The organism is Nonlabens sp. Asnod3-A02 (assembly GCF_045063755.1).
GTDB classification, from domain to species: domain Bacteria; phylum Bacteroidota; class Bacteroidia; order Flavobacteriales; family Flavobacteriaceae; genus Nonlabens; species Nonlabens xylanidelens.
Genome location: NZ_JBEFOC010000007.1, coordinates 565140 through 584821, shown reverse-complemented (window position 1 = coordinate 584821; position 19682 = coordinate 565140). Strand labels below are relative to the sequence as shown.

The 19682-nt window shown below is 34.4% G+C and carries 20 protein-coding genes; 10 read left to right on the top strand and 10 right to left on the bottom strand.

Features of this window, described 5'->3' with window-relative positions:
* Positions 1–3: 3 nt before the first annotated feature.
* The 7 genes from ACJJVN_RS06005 to htpG all read right to left on the bottom strand — a co-directional run bounded on the left by ACJJVN_RS06005 (position 4) and on the right by htpG (position 8366).
* The gene (locus ACJJVN_RS06005) at positions 4–1533 is read right to left on the bottom strand and encodes a CsgG/HfaB family protein (protein ID WP_405369362.1); all 1530 of its coding nucleotides are present in this window, start codon (positions 1531–1533) and stop codon (positions 4–6) included.
* Between the two features lie 22 nt (positions 1534–1555).
* Entirely contained in the window at positions 1556–1984 is a 429-nt protein-coding gene (locus ACJJVN_RS06000; protein ID WP_104515267.1) for a curli production assembly/transport component CsgF, read from the bottom strand.
* 15 nt (positions 1985–1999) lie between these two features.
* Positions 2000–2713: a CsgE family curli-type amyloid fiber assembly protein gene (locus ACJJVN_RS05995; RefSeq protein WP_104515268.1), complete on the bottom strand. Its 714-nt coding sequence runs from the start codon at positions 2711–2713 to the stop codon at positions 2000–2002.
* 3 nt (positions 2714–2716) lie between these two features.
* Positions 2717–3211 carry a hypothetical protein gene (locus ACJJVN_RS05990; RefSeq protein ID WP_104515269.1) on the bottom strand — a complete coding sequence of 165 codons (495 nt, stop codon included), beginning with the start codon at positions 3209–3211 and terminating at the stop codon, positions 2717–2719.
* A 68-nt stretch (positions 3212–3279) separates the two neighbouring features.
* Entirely contained in the window at positions 3280–4560 is a 1281-nt protein-coding gene (locus ACJJVN_RS05985; RefSeq protein WP_405369363.1) for a hypothetical protein, read from the bottom strand.
* A 77-nt stretch (positions 4561–4637) separates the two neighbouring features.
* Positions 4638–5921, bottom strand: a complete 1284-nt coding sequence (locus tag ACJJVN_RS05980) for a hypothetical protein (RefSeq protein WP_405369364.1) — start codon at positions 5919–5921, stop codon at positions 4638–4640.
* A gap of 555 nt (positions 5922–6476) precedes the next feature.
* A complete protein-coding gene (htpG, locus tag ACJJVN_RS05975) occupies positions 6477–8366 on the bottom strand; it encodes a molecular chaperone HtpG (RefSeq protein ID WP_405377459.1) in 1890 nt (629 codons plus the stop codon).
* A gap of 532 nt (positions 8367–8898) precedes the next feature.
* Between htpG and ACJJVN_RS05970 the strand changes: the two genes are divergently transcribed.
* From ACJJVN_RS05970 to ACJJVN_RS05940, 7 genes are all read left to right on the top strand, one after another.
* Positions 8899–9444, top strand: a complete 546-nt coding sequence (locus ACJJVN_RS05970) for a hypothetical protein (protein ID WP_405377458.1) — start codon at positions 8899–8901, stop codon at positions 9442–9444.
* 4 nt (positions 9445–9448) lie between these two features.
* Positions 9449–10093, top strand: a complete 645-nt coding sequence (locus tag ACJJVN_RS05965) for a hypothetical protein (protein ID WP_405377457.1) — start codon at positions 9449–9451, stop codon at positions 10091–10093.
* Positions 10086–10883 carry a sensor histidine kinase gene (locus ACJJVN_RS05960; RefSeq protein ID WP_405377456.1) on the top strand — a complete coding sequence of 266 codons (798 nt, stop codon included), beginning with the start codon at positions 10086–10088 and terminating at the stop codon, positions 10881–10883. The genes ACJJVN_RS05965 and ACJJVN_RS05960 overlap by 8 nt, the downstream gene beginning before the upstream one ends.
* A complete protein-coding gene (locus ACJJVN_RS05955) occupies positions 10880–11623 on the top strand; it encodes a LytR/AlgR family response regulator transcription factor (protein ID WP_405369369.1) in 744 nt (247 codons plus the stop codon). The genes ACJJVN_RS05960 and ACJJVN_RS05955 overlap by 4 nt, the downstream gene beginning before the upstream one ends.
* 74 nt (positions 11624–11697) lie before the next feature.
* Entirely contained in the window at positions 11698–12420 is a 723-nt protein-coding gene (locus ACJJVN_RS05950; protein WP_405377455.1) for a class I SAM-dependent methyltransferase, read from the top strand.
* 87 nt (positions 12421–12507) lie between these two features.
* On the top strand, positions 12508–13287 hold the full coding sequence (locus ACJJVN_RS05945) for an SDR family NAD(P)-dependent oxidoreductase (protein WP_405377454.1): 780 nt from the start codon (positions 12508–12510) through the stop codon (positions 13285–13287).
* A gap of 70 nt (positions 13288–13357) precedes the next feature.
* A complete protein-coding gene (locus tag ACJJVN_RS05940; RefSeq protein WP_405377453.1) occupies positions 13358–14068 on the top strand; it encodes a flavodoxin family protein in 711 nt (236 codons plus the stop codon).
* A 1-nt stretch (position 14069) separates the two neighbouring features.
* Here the strand turns inward: ACJJVN_RS05940 and ACJJVN_RS05935 are convergent, their stop codons facing one another.
* Together ACJJVN_RS05935 and ACJJVN_RS05930 are read right to left on the bottom strand one after the other, a co-directional pair.
* On the bottom strand, positions 14070–15098 hold the full coding sequence (locus ACJJVN_RS05935; RefSeq protein ID WP_405377452.1) for a hypothetical protein: 1029 nt from the start codon (positions 15096–15098) through the stop codon (positions 14070–14072).
* A gap of 9 nt (positions 15099–15107) precedes the next feature.
* Complete coding sequence (locus tag ACJJVN_RS05930; protein WP_405377451.1) at positions 15108–15725, bottom strand: DNA-3-methyladenine glycosylase; 618 nt, start codon at positions 15723–15725, stop codon at positions 15108–15110.
* Positions 15726–15757: 32 nt separating this feature from the next.
* Between ACJJVN_RS05930 and ACJJVN_RS05925 the strand changes: the two genes are divergently transcribed.
* On the top strand, positions 15758–16672 hold the full coding sequence (locus ACJJVN_RS05925; protein WP_405377450.1) for an OmpA family protein: 915 nt from the start codon (positions 15758–15760) through the stop codon (positions 16670–16672).
* Positions 16673–16719: 47 nt separating this feature from the next.
* Positions 16720–17859 (top strand): DEAD/DEAH box helicase, encoded by a 1140-nt coding sequence (locus tag ACJJVN_RS05920; protein ID WP_405377449.1) that lies wholly within the window; start codon positions 16720–16722, stop codon positions 17857–17859.
* A gap of 80 nt (positions 17860–17939) precedes the next feature.
* Here ACJJVN_RS05920 and ACJJVN_RS05915 read toward each other — a convergent pair whose 3' ends face one another.
* The gene (locus ACJJVN_RS05915; RefSeq protein ID WP_405377448.1) at positions 17940–18650 is read right to left on the bottom strand and encodes a DM13 domain-containing protein; all 711 of its coding nucleotides are present in this window, start codon (positions 18648–18650) and stop codon (positions 17940–17942) included.
* 203 nt (positions 18651–18853) lie between these two features.
* Between ACJJVN_RS05915 and ACJJVN_RS05910 the strand changes: the two genes are divergently transcribed.
* Positions 18854–19537 carry a hypothetical protein gene (locus ACJJVN_RS05910; protein WP_405377447.1) on the top strand — a complete coding sequence of 228 codons (684 nt, stop codon included), beginning with the start codon at positions 18854–18856 and terminating at the stop codon, positions 19535–19537.
* Positions 19538–19682 lie beyond the last annotated feature (145 nt).

Sequence of the window (19682 nt, the reverse complement as noted above, 5' to 3'; positions counted from 1 at the left end):
CATCTAATTATTTTCTTGATTAATTAAAGGAGTTTGTTGTGTGTTTCGCTTTCGCGAAAGCGAATCTCCCTCAACATCTTGTTTTAAACTTTCTTTGAGAGCCTTTTTTTCCTTGCGTTTTTGTACTCTTCTTGCTTTACGTTTTTGACGTTCTATGTTGCTTTCTTTGGCTTTGTTATTACCTAAGTACACGTTTAAACCCAATCCAAAGCGATAGTATTGATCATCTAATTTACCGGAGACTAGGTTATCAAGATCGTCAGCAAAAACGTTATTGTATTCACCAAAAACTGTCAATCCAAAGCTGGGCGAGAACGCATATTCAAAACCTATACCTGCCTGTACCTTAAGATCTGTCTTATCAAAATTGTTAGCAAAATTGAGACCGCTACCTATATAGGCATATGGAGAGAACTCTTGATAAGGTAAAACGGTTAACTCGAGATTTAAATCTGAAGATGCAAACTCTCTATTTAATAAGTCGGTATTTTTTAATCTGTATTTACTCAATACACCACGTACACCTATATTAGGTGTGAGGTTATATTTAAGACCTCCAGAAATGGAGTATTCATAACTAGCGTCTGGCAAGTCTCCTTTTATGTAAGTACTTCCTGCGCTTAGGTCTGCGCGCCATTTACTTCTTCTTTCTAAAAATTCACGTTGGTAGACATCAGTTCTTTCGGCTATTTCTTTTTCTTTATAATAATCCGACACCATTTTTTGAGCGACAGGCATACCGCCTTTAGGAAACCACAATTGTACCGTAATACCCTCTATTATAAGAGATTCTACCGCTTTTTCTATAGCTTCTTTAATCGCTAGTTGTCCTGGTTCATTTCTAGTAAAACCGGTTTCTGCCTCTAGTAATCTTTGAAAACTTACATATCTAAAAAGGTTAGCATCTACTGCTTGCGAGTATATAGATTTTGACACATAAACAGTTTTCATAATCTCGCCAGACTGTGTAGAGACAGCACGTAAATAAATAGTTACTCTATCCTGACGGTACTCTGTAGAACCTCCTGCACCAAAATATCTAGCACCTACACCACCGGTTAATACATTTGTGTCATAAGAAACAATTCCACCTTCTATCAATATACCTGCATAAAGCAATGGAGGCAAATCTTCTATAGGGGTTTTAGTTTTTGCAGCATAATCTTTGCGTGTGTTTAAAATTATACCACGTTCATTTATTAAATTACCTATATTTTCTCTCTCTATGGTTCTAAACCATTTAGAATCTTCGAGCGCTTTTATTAAAATAGTAGTTCCTCCTTGTGTAACTGCATTGCTAAAACTACTTCCTACTTCACTGAGTTTATACTGTCCTGTTTGATCTTCAAATTTATACACACCTACCACAGCCTTAGCAGCAGGTTCTGGCAATTCTTTTAATCTAGTAGTAGCTTCAGTTATCTCACCTATACGAGCTTCTTGAGTATCAAATGGCTGGTTGAAATAAGCACCGCAACTAGTAAATAATGCGACACACAACAACAGCCCGATTTGTTTTAATCGGATTTTCATAAATAAAATATTTGAGTAAACCCTACTGGTTAGGTACTATTACCTGGGTTTGATCTCCTGTCGTAGTATCGAGTATATTTACTACCAGTCCTTCTAAGGATTCAAGAATTTCTACCTCTAGACTACCAAAAGAAAATACTCCTGGTGATAATCCTGTCGATGTATCAAATTGTAAATCTAACAGCGATCTAGAAAGCTGACTAAGTATCTGACTATTTATACCTGCGGCAAAACTATCTAATGTAGATGTATCGTTTGCAGATTGAGCTTCTGCTGGATCCGTAAATTTATTTTGTAATTCAGCACTTTGTACAAGCCACTGATAATTGAATGTATCTCCACCAAAAGCTGGATTAATAGGTTTATAGACAAATTGTTGAGCATTAAGATCATTTGCCATAAAACAAATTGAAAATAACAAAACGAGCGATGTTGTTAATTTTTTGAGCATGATTTAAGTTTTAGTTTATTGTTGAGCACTTTTTAATTTCTGTAATTCTTGATACACAATACTGATCGCTTGATCTCCCATTGCTTTTATATATTCTTTTTTAGGGTTTAAAAAGAATTGAAAAACCAATTTATATCCTAAGTAAATCTCTATTCTAGAGCTTCTGCCCTGTCCAAAGACTTCTTTTATTTTCACTGTTTGATTACCTTTTAACTGGTAATAATTATACCTACCATAGAAATAGTCATAAAATTTACGTCCCGGACTGGTACGTGTTTTATTTTCAACTATTCCCAAAAAAACTATACCGTCATAGGTATCTACTACTGGTTTATTTAACTGACGTGTGTAAGGCGCTATTCTCTCTATAGATTTCCCTATCAACTTATTATCATAATTATAAATAAGTAGCATTATGGTTAAGGTTTCTGGTATGTTTAAATTAACACTGGTAGTTGCTAGAACTACTTTGTTTTTTGCATTTAGGACACCACTTCCTTCTTGTTTATTTTTTGATATATTATTTAAAGAATCTTTTTTAATAACTGATAACTCATACCTCAACCCTGTGTCGAGTCCTGTTAAATTTTCAGCAACTCCTTTAATGGTTAAAAACTCTGATTTTTCTTCCATTTGAATATCTGCCTTTACTTCACGATTGTATAAGGATTGCTGCGCATAGCAAGTGCTTGCAACTAGTAATATGACTATTGTGAAAAACCCTTTCATGTTTTAGTAATGAAGTACATAAACAGCAGCTCCTGTACCGGTTTGATTAATCTTTAATCTCTCAGATATACCGTTGGTACCTACACTTATAGCTGTATTATAGTTTCCATTTTGATTTAATTGTACTTCATGGTTTTGAGCACCGTGTAAACTATAGTCTAAAAACAAATTGCTATTTCCTATTTGTTGCACCTGCTCTCTAACCCTTAAAGCATTTATTTTAAGATTAGAAATATTAAAGTTTCCATCTTGTACTATTGTAACCTCTGCATTATCAGAGGCTATTTGAGAAATTGCAGTATTATTAAGTCCCACTTGCGCAATAAAAACGGAGTTTTTTAAAACGGGAGTTTGTTGTATTTGCTGGTTTGCAGCATAATTTAATTGTGAGTTATTAGTCTTAAATGAAACGTCAGATATTACCTCTTTATCGTCTACATAATTTTGAGCAAAGCCACAAAAAGAAACCAATACAAATAATAAAACTACATTTTTCATATTATCAGATTTAAAAAACAAGAATAACCGCGAGTAAGTAACTCGCGATTATCTTGTTAAAAATTATTTTAGAAACTGTGTGCTGCAGTAGCAGCCGCTCTTTTCATTTGAGCAGTTAATGCTACGTTTGCATTTCTTTGAATTACTACAGCGCTATTGCTACCTGAAGTTGCTGCTGGTGATCCACTTAAAGGGTTGTTTTGATTCACAACACTTACTTGTCCATTTCCAGTCTGGTCTACAACAGCCATGTTTCCATTAGCTCTTTGATTGATTACAGAAGAGTTATCAAAACCATTCTGGATAGAAGTTGCTATGTTACCTGCAACCTGTCCATTTGCTTGAAAAATACTAGAGTAGTTATCATCTTGATACTGCTCTTGAAAAGCTTGGTTGTCATTTCCAGCTTGTGTAGATCTAGCTTCGTTATTATTACCAGCTTGATACTGCTCTAGAGAGTTATTTCCTCCAGTTGTAAGACCTATAAGGTTTTGCTCATTTACAGCAATGTTTCCAGTTCCTACTTGCTCTTGAAAAGCAGAATCACCTACTAATCTTTGAGAAGAGTACGCTTCGTTTAAGTCACCTTCTTGAACTTGTTGTGTAAATGCGTCAGTAGCTTGAACAGATGCATCACCTTGATCAGATTCTGCATAGTTTCCTAAACCTAGACTACCTGAACCACCATCTTGAATCTGTATCAATTCATTGTTATCACCATATTGCTCACCTATAGCAACATGTCCTGCACTTTGATTAGGATTTGCTCCTTGAGACTGGTAAGATCTGTTACCTACACCAGCTGCTTGGTCATTTCTTTGAAGTATAGAAGCTTCATTATTATCCCAACGTTGTTGTACCTCAGCATAGTTTTCCTTACCATCTTGATCTACAAGAGCAAGGTTACTTTCTGCTTGTTGTGGTGTATCTGCACCTTGTTGAACTAACGCTGTGTTATCCAACCCTACTTGGATACCAAAGTTTTCGTTCAAATCACCCTGTTGAGTTACTGTGTAAGCATTTCCTTCACCTGACTGAGCAATCTCAGAATAATTAAGGTGCCCACTTATACTAGGCTGTACATTACCCCATTGTAATACGGTAGCCGTGTTACGGTTAGTTGCGTTTGTACCGGTTTGTGAGATAAAAGAACCGTTTGCAGTACCTTGTTGAGATACAAGAGCATCACTACCAGTTCCTTTTTGATCTACATTAGAATAGTTACCACCTACAGTCGCTGCTGCAGTAGGAACTGTTTGTTGTGCAGGACTCGCTATTGTTTGTGGAGTCTGTGCTATTGCTACAGTACCAGCAAGAAGTGCTGCTACACTTAAGATAATTCGTTTCATAATAAATATTTAGATTGAGTTGATATGTAAAAAATCCAACATCTAAATAATTAGATGTTGGATAAGGTTGCTTCTGTTTAGAAGTTATGAACTTTAGTTGCTGCTGCTTTTTGAAGCTGAGCATTTAAAGAAACATTTGCATTTCTTTGAATAATAGTAGCTGTGTTACTTCCAGAAGTTGCTGCTGGAGAACCACTTAATGGAGTATTTTGATTCACAACACTTACTTGACCATTACCAGTTTGATCTACCATAGACATGTTTCCATTTGCTCTTTGGTTGATTAAAGAAGAGTTGTCAAAACCGTTTTGAATAGATGTAGCTATGTTACCTACAACCTGTCCATTTCCTTGAGTTATTTTAGAGTAGTTATCATCTTGATACTGCTCTTGAAATGCTTGGTTATCATTACCGTTTTGTAATGATCTAGCCTCATTCCCATTACCAGCTTGGTATTGATCTACATAGTTATCACCACCGTTTAGAGAACCACCTAAGTTTTGCTCATTAACAGCCATGTTTCCATTTCCTAGTTGCTCTTGAAAAGCAGTATCACCTACTAGTTTTTGAGAAGAATAAGCTTCGTTTAATTCACCTTCTTGAATTTGTTGAGCAAAAGCACCTGTTGCTCCTGTAACAGCATCTCCTTGGTTAGACTGTGCATAGTTACCTAATCCAGTAGGACCACTAGAAGCACCATCTTGAATTTGTACCAACTCATTGTCATCACCATATTGCTCACCTATAGCAACATGTCCTGCACTTTGGTTAGGATTTGCCCCTTGAGACTGGTAAGATCTGTTACCTACGCCAGCCACTTGGTCATTTCTTTGAAGTATAGAAGCTTCATTATTATCCCAACGTTGTTGTACCTCAGCATAGTTATCCTTACCGTCTTGATCTACAAGTGCTAGGTTACTTTCTGCCTGTTGTGGTGTATCTGCACCTTGTTGAACTAACGCTGTGTTATCCAACCCTACTTGGACACCATAGTTTTCATTCAAATCTCCTTGTTGAGTTACTGTATAAGCGTTTCCTTCACCAGACTGTGCAATATCAGAATAGTTAAGGTGACCACTTATACTAGGTTGTACATTACCCCATTGTAATACGGTAGCCGTGTTACGGTTAATTGCATTTGTACCTGTCTGTGAGATGTAAGAACCATTTGCTGTACCTTGTTGAGATACTAAAGCATCACTACCAGTTCCTTTCTGGTCTACATTAGAATAGTTACCTCCTACAGTCGCTGCAGATGTTGGTACTGCTTGCTGTCCTGGATTAGTAATTGTTTGCGGCGTCTGTGCTATCGCTACAGTTCCTGCAAGAAGTGCCGCAACACTTAAGATTAATCGTTTCATAATAAAATATTTAGAATTAATAAATACACATTCATTGAGCATGAAACAAGAAAACCTTACGCGTTTAATCGTTCATTGAACATACGTTCTTTTAATCTATAGGGACTTTATTATTACACGGTCGTAGGGATAACCTTGTAACTGTCATAAACATTTGCAGGGATGCTGTTTACTTCTGACATGGTAAATATAGGCGATGATTTTAATGCTATGCAAACACCTTTTTTGACTTATGATGGGTATTTTCTGTTATCTGAGGCTTGAAAATCGAGCAATGACAATACTTAAGCTTAATATGTTAAAAAACAATGTTTTAGACATACTACACAAATACTCTTTGTAATACGTAAAACAGAATGTGAAAAACTCGATTATTTTAGTTTAAATTTAACAAATTGTAAGTATTAGACTACAACGTAATGCCGATTTATGATTATTAAAACCGATTTTTATCAATTCCTCATCAAATTATCCTTAGTTACGATGTATAATTAAAAAAAAAGAGCATGCCTTACAGCATGCTCTTTCATAAAATAAATTATTAGTTCTACAGTCTTATTTAATTAGACCATAGCTGCGATTCACAAACTCAGTCAATTTCTCACCTTTAAGTAATCCTTGAGATAATTTTGCAAGATCAACTGCTTGTTGAATAAGTCCAGTTTTTTTAGCTTCATCTTTCTCATTAAAGATAGTTTGTACTAAATCGTGATTACCGTTAACCACTAGGTTGTGCATGTCAGGCATGTTACCAAAGCCCATCATACCTCCACCACCAGACGCTTGCATTTCTTTCATACGTCTCATAAATTCTGGCTGTGTGATAATAAACGGTGCTGCATCACTACTCATAGCTTCTACTTGTACCGTATATTCTGCATCCTTTATGGTATCAGTAATTACTTTTTGAAGAGATTCCTTCTCCTCATCAGATAATTTAGAAATTTGTTCTTCATCTTTCTTGATAAGGTTATCAACATGATCAGCATCAACTCTTACAAAAGAAACATTCTCTTTAGATCCTTCTAATTTCTGCATAAGGTGCGAGATAATAGGAGAGTCTAATAACAGTACTTCATAACCTCTTTCTGTCGCTGCTGCTACATAAGAATGTTGAGTCTCTTTATTTGAAGTATAAAGAATTACTGTCTTACCATCTTTATCGGTCTGTGCATCTTTAATTTTTTCTACCAGTTCATCCCATAAGTAATAAGAACCATCTACAGTAGGGTATAAAGCAAACTTATCTGCTTTATCAAAGAATTTCTCCTCGCTTAACATACCGTATTCGATAACGATTTTGATATCGTTCCACTTTTCTTCAAAACCTTTACGGTCATCGTTGAAAAGACTCTTTAATTTATCGGCTACCTTACGAGTAATGTAGCTAGAAATTTTCTTCACAGCACCATCTGCCTGTAAGTAAGAACGAGATACATTTAATGGAATATCTGGAGAATCTATAACACCACGTAACATGGTTAAAAATTCTGGTACAATTCCTTCTACGTTATCTGTAACATACACTTGGTTTTGATACAATTGTATACGGTCCTTCTGTACATTAAGATCCTGAGTCATCTTAGGGAAATATAAAATTCCTGTAAGATTAAAAGGATAATCTACATTAAGGTGAATGTTAAAAAGAGGCTCTTCAAATTGCGTAGGGTACAACTCACGATAGAAACCTTTATAATCTGCTTCTTCTAACTCGCTAGGCTGTTTAGTCCATGCTGGAGAAGGGTTGTTGATGATATTATCTACTTCTTCAGTAGGTGCAGCATCATCTTCAGCAGCTCCTTCTGGTTTTTCTAGAGTTTCTGTTCTCATACCAAATTTGATAGGCACTGGCATGAACTTGTTGTACTTATTAAGAAGCTCTGTAATACGGCTTTCTTCTAAGAATTCCGTCTCGTCGTCAGATATATGAAGAATAATCTCGGTACCAAAATCTTCTTTAGTCGCAGGCTCTAGCGTATAATTAGGAGATCCATCACAAGTCCAGTGCACAGCTGCATCACCTCTAAATGACTTTGTAATAATTTCTACCTGGTCTGCTACCATAAAGGCAGAATAGAATCCTAGACCGAAATGACCTATGATACCGCTATCCTTTGCAGTGTCTTTATATTTCTCTAGAAACTCTTCAGCTCCAGAAAACGCTACTTCATTAATATATTTCTGTACCTCATCTTCAGACATACCTAGACCTTGATCTATAATATGAAGCGTTTTTGCTTCTTTATCGATCTTAATCTCAATTTTTTGATCACCTAATTCTACACTCGCCTCACCTATTCTAGCAAGGTGTTGTAATTTTAATGTAGCATCAGTTGCGTTAGAGACTAATTCTCTTAAGAATATCTCGTGATCGCTGTATAAAAACTTTTTAATAAGCGGGAAAATATTTTCCACCGCTACGTTAATGGTTCCTTTTTGTGACATATTATTTTATTGTTCTATTAAGTTTATATCTGTTCCGCTTTCGCGAAAGCGGAATTATTAATTACCTCTTGCCTATTTCAAGCCTTGTACCATTTAAAAGAATACGACAACCTGACAGTTTAATTATAGTTTTAAAACTACTGATTATCGACCCAAAGCCACCGTTGCTGTACTGACCATTTCATAAACTTTAATGTAAGCACATATTTGTATCGCCCATTGTAAGGAAGTGTATAGATTTTAGGGGAAGAGTCGTGGCGAGCAATCCTGCGGCTTTTCTCTTTTTTAATCGAGTTTTTAATGCACAAATACATATGGCTTTTTAAAGACTATACTTTATTAATAATGAAGAGAAATAAAGCTAACATCCATTTAAGCTCTTATAGAAATTACAGGAATATATGTCAGTTCACGCATGTACCTAATGTAAAAATGAGAAGTTTTAACTCATAACAAATAATGAAAAAATAAGAAAATTAACTTAAAGAGTTTTAAAACGTTAATTTTAACCACTAACCAACCTATCTCTACCATGAAAAATAACATCCTTAAATCTTTTCTTTTATTAACCATCGCTATAAGTTTAACTTCTTGCGAGTGGAATAAAGATACTCCTAAACATAACGATCCATCACCAGAAGAAATAGCTAAGAAATGGAACAATACAAAGGGGAAAATCTCTAATAAAGAGGCTAACCGATTAGAAGAGAATTACAAGAAATTGCTTTATAATGGATCCAGAGATTCTCTAATCGATGCAAATGGTGAGGTATATAAAGATACTAGAGAAGTCTGGTTTGACATAGAAGAGTTGAAAAACTACATTGCTTATATCGAGCAACATGGTAAGGATAACAATTATGATCAATTAGGTATAAGAGTCTATTTAGGTACTAAAGAACCGATTAAAGATGGTAAGGCCGTTACTACGCTATTCTTTTATGGAACTGGACATGCTAATGGCCCTACTTCACAAAGAAGTACGACTCAGTCAGCTCTAGATACTAATATCCCGGGAATAGATGGTCTTAATAAAGGAACGTCTGGAATGCCTCCTAAGGATTTAATATACCCATAGTTTTATGCAGCATGACTATACATATTATTATATTTCTACAGCCATAATTTATGCGTTGATCCTTATTACTACATGGGTCACTGTTAAAAACTGGAGTTATTTGAGTAAAATAAAGGAATCGATTTTTCTCCCTTTTCTTTGTTTTACCATTGTTATAGAACTTATAAGTAATTATTATGTATGGATTCTTGTTAGGAATGCATCTATAGTTCTAGATTTTTATACGTTGATTGCGATGCTATTTACTATTTACTGGTTTTACTCTTATTTGAGAATAAAATGGCTAGCAATTATAAGCTCTATTTTAATGATAGCTAGTTACTTAATAAGCGTTTATTATGTAGAATCTTATGTTGACGAGTTGCCTGCTATTGTTATAGCTGCCGCATTAATCATAACGCTTAATGTTTTTATCTTTTTTAATAAAATGCTGCTTAACAATAAGGTGAAAAAATACACAAATCACAGACCATTCTGGATTACCATAGGCTTATTTGTCTTTCATATTAACGCGATGCCACTAGTGCTATTTTTACCTAACCTTAAAAGATTAACCTGGCAAGTTAGCGGTGTACTAGTATTTATTAACCTGATTATGTATGGCTGTTTTATATACGCTTTAAGTTTGAAATCTGCTCGAGATGAATAATTATGACTACTTTATAGGCGCTTTTATATTTGTACTGGTCATTACCATCGGTATTATCTCTTTATTTATCACCTTTAATAATAGAAAGAATCAATTACTTAATGAAAAACTAGAAGAACAACTAGCCGCTCAAAAAAGACAACATAATAGCGAATTAAATGCGCTGCGTAGTCAACTCAATCCACATTTTGTACATAATAGTTTAAACGCAATTCAATACTATATACAACGCAATGAAGTAGAAATCTCTGAAGATTATCTTACTAAGTTCTCTAAACTCATGCGTCTTTTCTTTGATTATTCAAGAAAGAAATTAATCACTCTTGAAGAAGAGATATCGTTTCTAACTAAGTATTTACAAATCGAGAAATTGAGGTTTGAAGAGAAAATAAGTTATAGCATAGAGGTAGACAGTCAATTAGATAAAGAAAACACCTTTATCCCAACCATGATTTTACAACCCATGTTAGAGAATGCTGTTAATCATGGTATTTTTCATAAACTAGGTGCTGGACATATTATTATGAGCTTTGATCTATTACCAGAAAAAAACGGTTACAAAGTAAGTATCATAGACGATGGTATAGGTTGTGAAAAATCTAGAGAAATTCAAAAAAACCAAAAAGCTAATACCAAAGCACACAGTAGTGAAGTCATAAAAGAACGACTAGACATTTTAAACGACAGTCAAGAATGGTCCATAGATTATGAAATCATAGACCGCTCCATACATAAAGGAGAATCAGGCACAGCGGTTTACATCACTTTTAAACACATCGAGGAAGAATGAATATCAAGACTATAATTATAGATGACGAGCCTAAGGCCATTGCTATTCTCAAAAATAAAATCGCTCGTTTTTGTCCAGAATTAGACATAGTGGCTACTATAGAAAAACCTCAAGATGCTTTTGACACGATAAACGAGTTGAAACCAGATCTTGTTTTTATAGATATAGCTATGCCTGGTATGAGTGGCTTTGAAGTATTAAAGCAATTTTCAAATCCTAATTTTGAAATTATTTTTGCTACGGCCTTTGATCAATATGCTCTCGATGCGATTAAACATTGCGCGATAGGTTATCTAGTGAAACCTATCGATAATGAAGATCTAGTAGAAGCAGTCGATAATGCAACACGTAATATTACCGATAAGAATGCACTAGAAAAGAATAAAATTCTAATCGAAAATCTAGGTATTCAAAAATTCCAAAAAAAGAAAATTGTTATTCCATCTACTGAAGGTCTAGAATTTGTAAAAGTTAAAACCATTACCCATTGTGAAGGTGTAGACGGTTATACTAAAATTCATTTTATAGATAGTAAACCTATTCTCAGCTCTCACAGTATAGGACATTTTAAAAAACTGTTAGATCATAAAGATTTCTATCATGTGCATAAATCTTACATCATTAATATGATTTTTGTAGAGCGTTATTTAAACGATGGCTACGTAGTTTTAGAAGGTAACACCAGCATACCAGTATCTAGAGCAAAACGTACCGACTTTTTAAACCAGCTCAAAGGTTAATTAATTCATACTTCAAGTATACTAAGAAAGGCTATTCATTTCTTAAAGCTTAATTTTGTTTTAAAGATATTAAAGTGGATATAGATTCAGACCTTTACGGTAATGCATTAGTAGATTTTCATCAAGGAAACTACAGTGAAGATATTACAGTTTTAAGTACCACTATGGAAGATGACGTTATGCCACTTCCCTATCTTTTTAGATCTTATGATCAAATGCCGGCTCTAGAAAAGAAAGCATTGCTACTTTCCACAGGTACTGTTCTAGATGTAGGTGCTGGCGCAGGTTCTCACTCCTTATACCTAGAGAGTAATGGGCTTACCGTTACCGCATTAGATCAAAGTCCTGGAGCTATAACTGTTTTAAAAGAACGATTAAAATCGCCTGATTCTAAAATAGTTCTAGAAAGCATATGGGAACATAAAGAAAAGTACGACACTATTCTTCTACTTATGAATGGTACTGGCATTTTTGAAAAACTATCTCGTGCTACTTCCTGTCTAGAGAATTTAAAAAACCTACTGAATGAAAACGGACAGATTCTAATAGACAGTTCTGACCTGAGATTTCTTTATGAAGACGAAGAAGATGGTGGCCTGTGGGTAGACCCTAGCAAAGAATATTATGGAGAAGTCACCTTCTCTTTAGAATATAAAGGAATAGAGTCTGCATCATTTGATTGGTTATACATGGATTTTGAACTTCTTAAAACACATGCTCAAAAAGCTGGTTTAAAAGCAGATCTCGTTCAAAAAGGAGAACATTATGACTATCTCGCACGTCTTACTAAAATTTAACATACTTCTCACACGCTGTTAAACTTGAAATAAACGCAGTTACCCACCTCTATTAGTTCATTATCTTTATGTTTTAACATAAATAAAATGAAAACTGCATTAATAACCGGTGCTAGCAGCGGTATAGGTAAAGAACTCGCAAAAATACATGCTTCACAAGGTGGTCATCTGGTTATCATAGCCAGGAGTGCTGATCAATTGCGATTACTTAAAGAAGAATTAGAAAACCAGTATAACGTTTCTGTTCATGTTATTGAAAAAGATCTTACCAATTATAACGCTACACAAGAGATCTACGACGAAGTAAAATCGGCTGGTATTCAAGTAGATTATTTGATTAACAATGCAGGTTTTGGCGGTATAGGTAAGTTTCATGAAAGAGACTGGGCACAAGATCAAAATATGATTCTGCTCAACATTACTGCATTAACACATCTATGTCGTTTATTTATACCAGACTTCGTAGAGCGCAATGAAGGGAAAATACTCAACGTTTCTTCTACCGCGAGTCTTATGCCAGGACCTATGCAGGCCGTTTACTTTGCGACTAAGGCCTTTGTAACCTCACTGAGCAACGCACTTTCTCAAGAATTATCACATACTAATATTACGGTGACTAATTTAATGCCTGGCGCTACAGATACTGGTTTTGGTAAAACATCGGGAATGGATAAAACATCTCTGTTTGACAACACCGCTACACCACTAGATGTTGCCACTACGGCATATAACGCAATGATTGAAGGTAAAATGGATATCAAAGCCGGTCTGACATTTACGCAAAAAGCCATGCTCCATACTCTACCCATCACGCCTAAAAAAGTGATTCTAAAAATGGTAGAAAAAATGCAACAGCCTAAAAATTAACTAAAAAATTAAAATAATAGTTCCGCTTTCGCGAAAGCGAGATCAAAATAATCCTCAAAAACAATACAAGATGAATAAACCAGATTTCTCAAAATTAAAAGCACTTTATATAAACTGTACTCTTAAAAGATCACCAGAAAAAAGTCATACTAAAGTCCTAATGGATGTAAGTGCAGACATCATGAAAAATGAAGGTGTAGACGTTGAGCACATACGTTTTATAGATCATGATGTTGCAACTGGTGTACAACCTGACATGACAGAACATGGCTGGGATACTGACGCGTGGAATGATATTTATAAAAAAGTGGATGCTGCAGATATTTTAATCATAGGTACTCCTATATGGTTAGGTGAAAAATCGTCACAAGCACAATTATTAATTGAACGTTTATATTCCATGAGTGGGCTTACTAACGATAAAGGACAGTATAAATTCTATGGAAAAGTAGGTGGTACTATTATCACAGGTAATGAAGATGGTATTAAACACTGCGCTATGGGAATTTTATATTCCATGCAACATGTAGGTTATTCCATACCACCACAAGCAGATGCTGGATGGATAGGAGAAGCTGGTCCTGGACCTAGTTATGGAGATGATGGTCAAGTAGGTCTGGATAATGATTTTACTAAACGTAATACCACATTTATGACCTATAATTTAATGCACCTTGCAAAAATGCTTAAAGAAAATGGCGGCTATTCTACCTATGGTAATTCAAAAGAAGAATGGAATAATGGTAATAAATGGGCTTTTAATAACCCAGAATATAGATAGACTATTCTTTTAAAGTAGCTATGTAAGTTACTGGATGGTCATACATATCACCTTTTACATCTATCAGGTACACGTTTGTGCCTGGTAGATTTCTAGAGGTAACTCTATGAGAACCTACTACATTACCATAATTTTTAAATGTGGTTACCTCACCTTCTATTTCTAGTTCATAATATTCAAAACCCTTTGTGTAAAAGGATCCAAAAACAAAATGATTACCACCAGAACTGCCGTTACCTGTAACTGCCTGGTCGGTTATTTTTATATGATCTTTATAGTGAGTTATGTACTTTTTTGCCCGATCACATTCTAAGTATTCTGATAACATGGTATTACATGTTTTTCTATCCCCATAAGCACTGTCCCATAGAGCTCGTGGCAGGTTATTTATTCGATATTCTTGATTTGCATAAGTTAGAATGGTGATTCCTAGGGTGTATTTAAAGCATAGCAAGCCCGGTAATACTTGTTTTTCAAACGCATCTACAGCGCGATGATAGCTTATTGAGTCATTCTTCATTGCAATTTCATAACTTAGACTATCTGGGAATTTATGTGTAGCAAACGGTCCATTTTTTGCCAACTCTTTCTCTAGATCTTCTTTAAATTTCACTCCATTAAAAGGGTGTTCTGGTATTAAAACAGGTGTCGCACTTATGTTATCAAATCGTTCTAACTCACCTTCTCTATTGTACCGATAAAACTGCCCGTTTTTATTTATGAAAGTATTTCTTGAGACAGAAACAGAATCCATTATATTTAAATTCTTGTCAAATTTTGCTATAACTTTTTTACTATAACTATCACCATCAGCATCTAGTATTTCAACATATCCCATCAACTCATTCTTACTGGTGGTATAAATGGTATCTATTCTCATACCAGCAGATTTAATCGAGATCATATCATTAGAATGGTCTGGAAAAGCTGCCATTTCAGGAAACTTATCATCTTCTGTCCTGGTGTAGCCACAACTAGTAAGTTGTACTATAACTAAGGAAATGATTATAATTTTGATTAAGTTTTTCATTTTACAAACTTAACGTTTACTAATAAACTTAGACGTGTTTAAATAAAAACGCCAGGGCAAATCTTTATCTTCTTGTGCATAATCTATACCTATTCTGGTGGTGGTTGTGATCTCGCTTTCGCGAAAGCGGAACTGATCATTCTCTTCTACCCACACTAGATCTCCCGTAAGAAAAGCACCGTAATGTGATTTATCTAAGGCAAAAGCTTTACTGAAATTACCTGGTCCAGAAGTGAGTGTTTTATCTAGTTTTAATTTATTGCGACGTTCTAACATCACTTCTACTCCATCTACAGGCTCTACAGCGCGTATAAGAATCGCGTCTGCTTGGTCTTTAGAATTAGTTATGATATTAAAAAGGTTATGAATACCATAGCATAAATAAACATAAGCAACGCCACCGTCCTCATACATCACCTTAGTACGGTCTGTAAACTTACCTAGATGGGCATGACAGGCTTTATCGTCATAACCACGATAAGCTTCGGTCTCTGTTATAATACCAGATGTCAATTGATCGTTTATATTAGATACTATTTTCTTACCTATTAAATCCTTTGCGATAGCTACTACATCTTCTTGTTGATAATAAGATGCAGGTATTTTTTTGGAAAGGTTTTTGTTCATACCTAAATATAATTCAGTTCACGCCATTCATTATGATGCTTAAGAATTTTTTAATAGTAGGGTTGCTTTTAACGACTAATTTTTGTCTGTCCCAAGACACTGGAAAAAATGAAAAAATTATTTCTGTAATGTCTACCGTTTATTTTGAAACTGATAGCGATCAATTTTATCATGATTCTCGTCAGACAATTGAGGATTTGTTTCTTTTTAAAAATGGATCCGTTGTAAAACAAATAATACTAACTGGTTTTTGTGATGAACGTGGATCGAATTCATATAATAAAGATTTAGCTTTAAGAAGAGTAAAAAATGTTCAAGATTTTTTCAATTCTAAAGGCAATTTTGATCCATCGATATTTGAAATTCATGTTCGAGGAGAGTTAAATCCAGGCGACTTGGAATATTTTGAAGGGGATTATCAATTAAATAGACGTGTACAAATAAATGTTAGCTATGAATATCCAGATTCAACTTTACTAAATAGAAATAGAGACAGCGAAGTCATAGCTGTTGAATCACAAGAAAAAAGTTTACAAAAGATCTCATCCAAAATTACAGACAGTCTTAAATTAAATGACAAATTGGTTTTTAACAATGTCATCTTCTACCCTGGCACACACCGATTAAGAGAAATTTCTTATCCTGTAATGGACTCGATTATTAACTCTTTAATGATTCATAAAAAGTATGAAATAGAAATACAAGGTCATATATGTTGCAACGGTTTAAATGAACCTGGACTCGATAAAGACACAGGACAGTGGAATCTCTCTACTGCCAGAGCAGAGCAAATTAAGAGGTTCTTTGTAAAATATGGCTTAGACCCTACTCGATTTACTACTATAGGAAAAATGGCCAATTTTAAAACTGGCAAGAGTGATTTTTATGACCGTCGCGTAGAATTGCACATCACGGCGATAAGGGAAAACGAGACAGAAAAGGAATAACAAAAGCATTGAAAATCGTTTACCTTTGTAGCTTGTAAAAAACCTATATGTCATTTGAAAAATTAGGACTCGATCCTGCACTTATAAAATCCCTTAACGATCAGAATTTAACACAGCCTACTCCTATACAAGAACAGGCTATTCCTGTAATTCTAGAAGGAAAAGATGTGCTGGGTATTGCAAAAACTGGTTCTGGTAAAACAGCTAGTTATGCGTTGCCACTTCTTCAAAATTTAAAAGGTATTAAATCTAAAAACAGATTCATAAGTGGTCTTGTAATGGTACCTACTCGAGAACTTGCCGTACAAGTGAGTGAGGTGATTAAAACTTTTTCTAAGGCACTGGACCAACCTCTTATTACAATGCCTGTTTATGGTGGTGTGAGTATTAATCCTCAAATGATGAAGATGAATACAGTAGACGTGTTGGTGGCTACACCAGGACGACTTATTGAGCTGGTAGAGGCTAACGCTGTGGTTCTTAAAGAATGTAAGGTTCTTGTGCTGGATGAGGCAGATAAAATGCTCTCTCTAGGCTTTAAAGAAGAGATGGATGCTGTTCTTTATCATTTACCTAAAAAGAAACAAAACTTATTATTTTCGGCTACTTTAAGTCGTGAAGTTAAAGATATACAAGAAGGATTATTAACTGATCCAGTAGTCATAGAAATTGAAGAAGAAGAGCAAGATTATTCTCTTATCAAACAATTAGGTTACCGTGTTACTCAAGAAAAAAGAGGCGTTCTTTTAAGACATCTTATTGAAGAGCATGACATGCAACAAGTGTTGATCTTTTGTTCTTCCACCTATCAAGTAGATCATGTAAATGATAAGCTTAACGTTAATGGAATAAAATCCAAAGCGATACACGGTAAAAAAACTCAAGGCGTGCGTAATGAAAATCTAGAAGCTTTTAAAAATCATGCAGAAACTGGCGTGCGATGTCTTGTTACTACAGATTTGCTTTCTCGAGGTATAGATATTGAGTTCTTACCTTATGTAATTAATTATGAATTGCCTCGCTCTCCTAAAGATTACATACATCGTATAGGTAGAACTGGTCGTGCAGAAAACGCTGGTACAGCGATCTCTTTAGTTTCTAAAGAAGAGTCAAATCACATGAGAACTATTCAAAAGAAAACAAAATTAAAAGTCTGGATGGAAGATTTACCAGAGTGGAATTCTTAACAGCTTCAACTAATTAAATACAAAAAGCGATACTTATACAAGTATCGCTTTTTTCGTTTTAGTATAACCTACACTATTTATTAACTCTTTTTGAGCAATTTAATAGTTGAGACAGAATTCTCTTCGTCTGTTATTCTGACAAAGTAAGCACCGTCCTGTAAATCCTGAATGGAGATTCTTTCTTCCACATTTCCTTTTCTAGAATACACTTCTTTACCAAGTATATTATAAATAGAAACCGAATGAATAGCTGTTGTAGAATTGCTTTGTATAGTAAGATCATTTACCGCAGGGTTAGGCGCGATAGAAAATTCTGTTTTTTCAATTAATTCATTAGATAAAGTACAGTTAGAGCTATCTATGGTTGTAAATGATCCAAAATCCCAAAATTGATTGAATTGTAAACAATAGAAAAACACCGTTTGATAATCTGCTATACTGACATTATTAGGTAAAGCTGCTGTATAGCTAGAAGCACCAGAAAAACTAGAAACAAGACCTATTTCTATTCGAGGGCTGTTTAAGAAGTTATTAGGTACCGTTAACTGGCTATCTGTTAATGTACCACGATCTACTAAGAATATTCTAACATCTGGTCCAGCCGCTGTAGAGAAATTATTTCCTAGATTTACTGATACCGTATTGTTTGCATTAAGAACAACATCTATATCTCCAGACACATCATAATTAGGGACGGTATTGTTACCAAAATTGCTCGCAGGTTGTGAACATTGCGCTTGTGCAAGTCCTATGGTGAATAAATAAGTAATTAGTAAAGTAATTTTTTTCATGAGAGTCCACTTTTAAGTTTGACCAAATCTCATAAAATGATATAACAATAATATCACAGAAAGATTCTTTAAGTATCTAATTACTGGCACATATCTAGTAATAGATAGCATTGAAAATTGAATTTATTTACTTGACACACAATTGTATAGTTATTTCAAAAAAGAATTTAATAAAAGGCACAAAGATTGATAACCTATAATTCATGAAAAACCTACCAACCTTATTACTCTTATGTGTACTGATTTTAACATCCTGTAAAACAGATACAAAAACTTCTATTGAGGAGTCTGAAAAATTTGATTACCGAGCTTACTTGTTGAGGAATAACGATGAAGTTCCCACTTTAAAGATAAAAGAATATGATAACAAAGAAATTAAAACTGCATTAAAGAAATCGTTAAATACAGATTGTATTGATTATTTAAAATTTAATTCAATCACTAAAAATGGTATGATTAGTTCATTAGCAATGGGGTATTGTAACAACAGGCCTACTTGCAATAGAGGATTTGGAGTTACAGCCATATTTACTAATCAAAATCAGATACTATTAGATGGACAATTATTATCTAAAGAAGATTTAAAAAAATTGGATATTACTAATTATTTAAATGCTTTTGGTAGAAAAGACTGCTACCTCTCCATCATTAAAGATAATAATGTAAATCAAGAAGTTATAGATGAATTTCTACATTTTATGATTTCTGCATATATTAGATATGCAGAATTACTAAGTGAGAACAAATTCCACCAACCTCTTAAAGCACTTAACATTAAACAATTAAACTCCATAAAAGAAATATCTACATTTAATTTACATTTTGTTGAGGAAATTCTACCTCCTTTACCACCACCGCCGACAGCGGCAGAAATTATAAATGAATGAAAGGAAAATGAAATCAATATTAGTTTTGAATAAAAAAAAGAAAATGCGCGCTCTAGCGAGAGCCTCGCATTTTCTTTTGTCGTTATATTGAGAAGATTAATAAGTAATAAAGTTCATAGCATTTACACATACGGAAAAGAGTCAC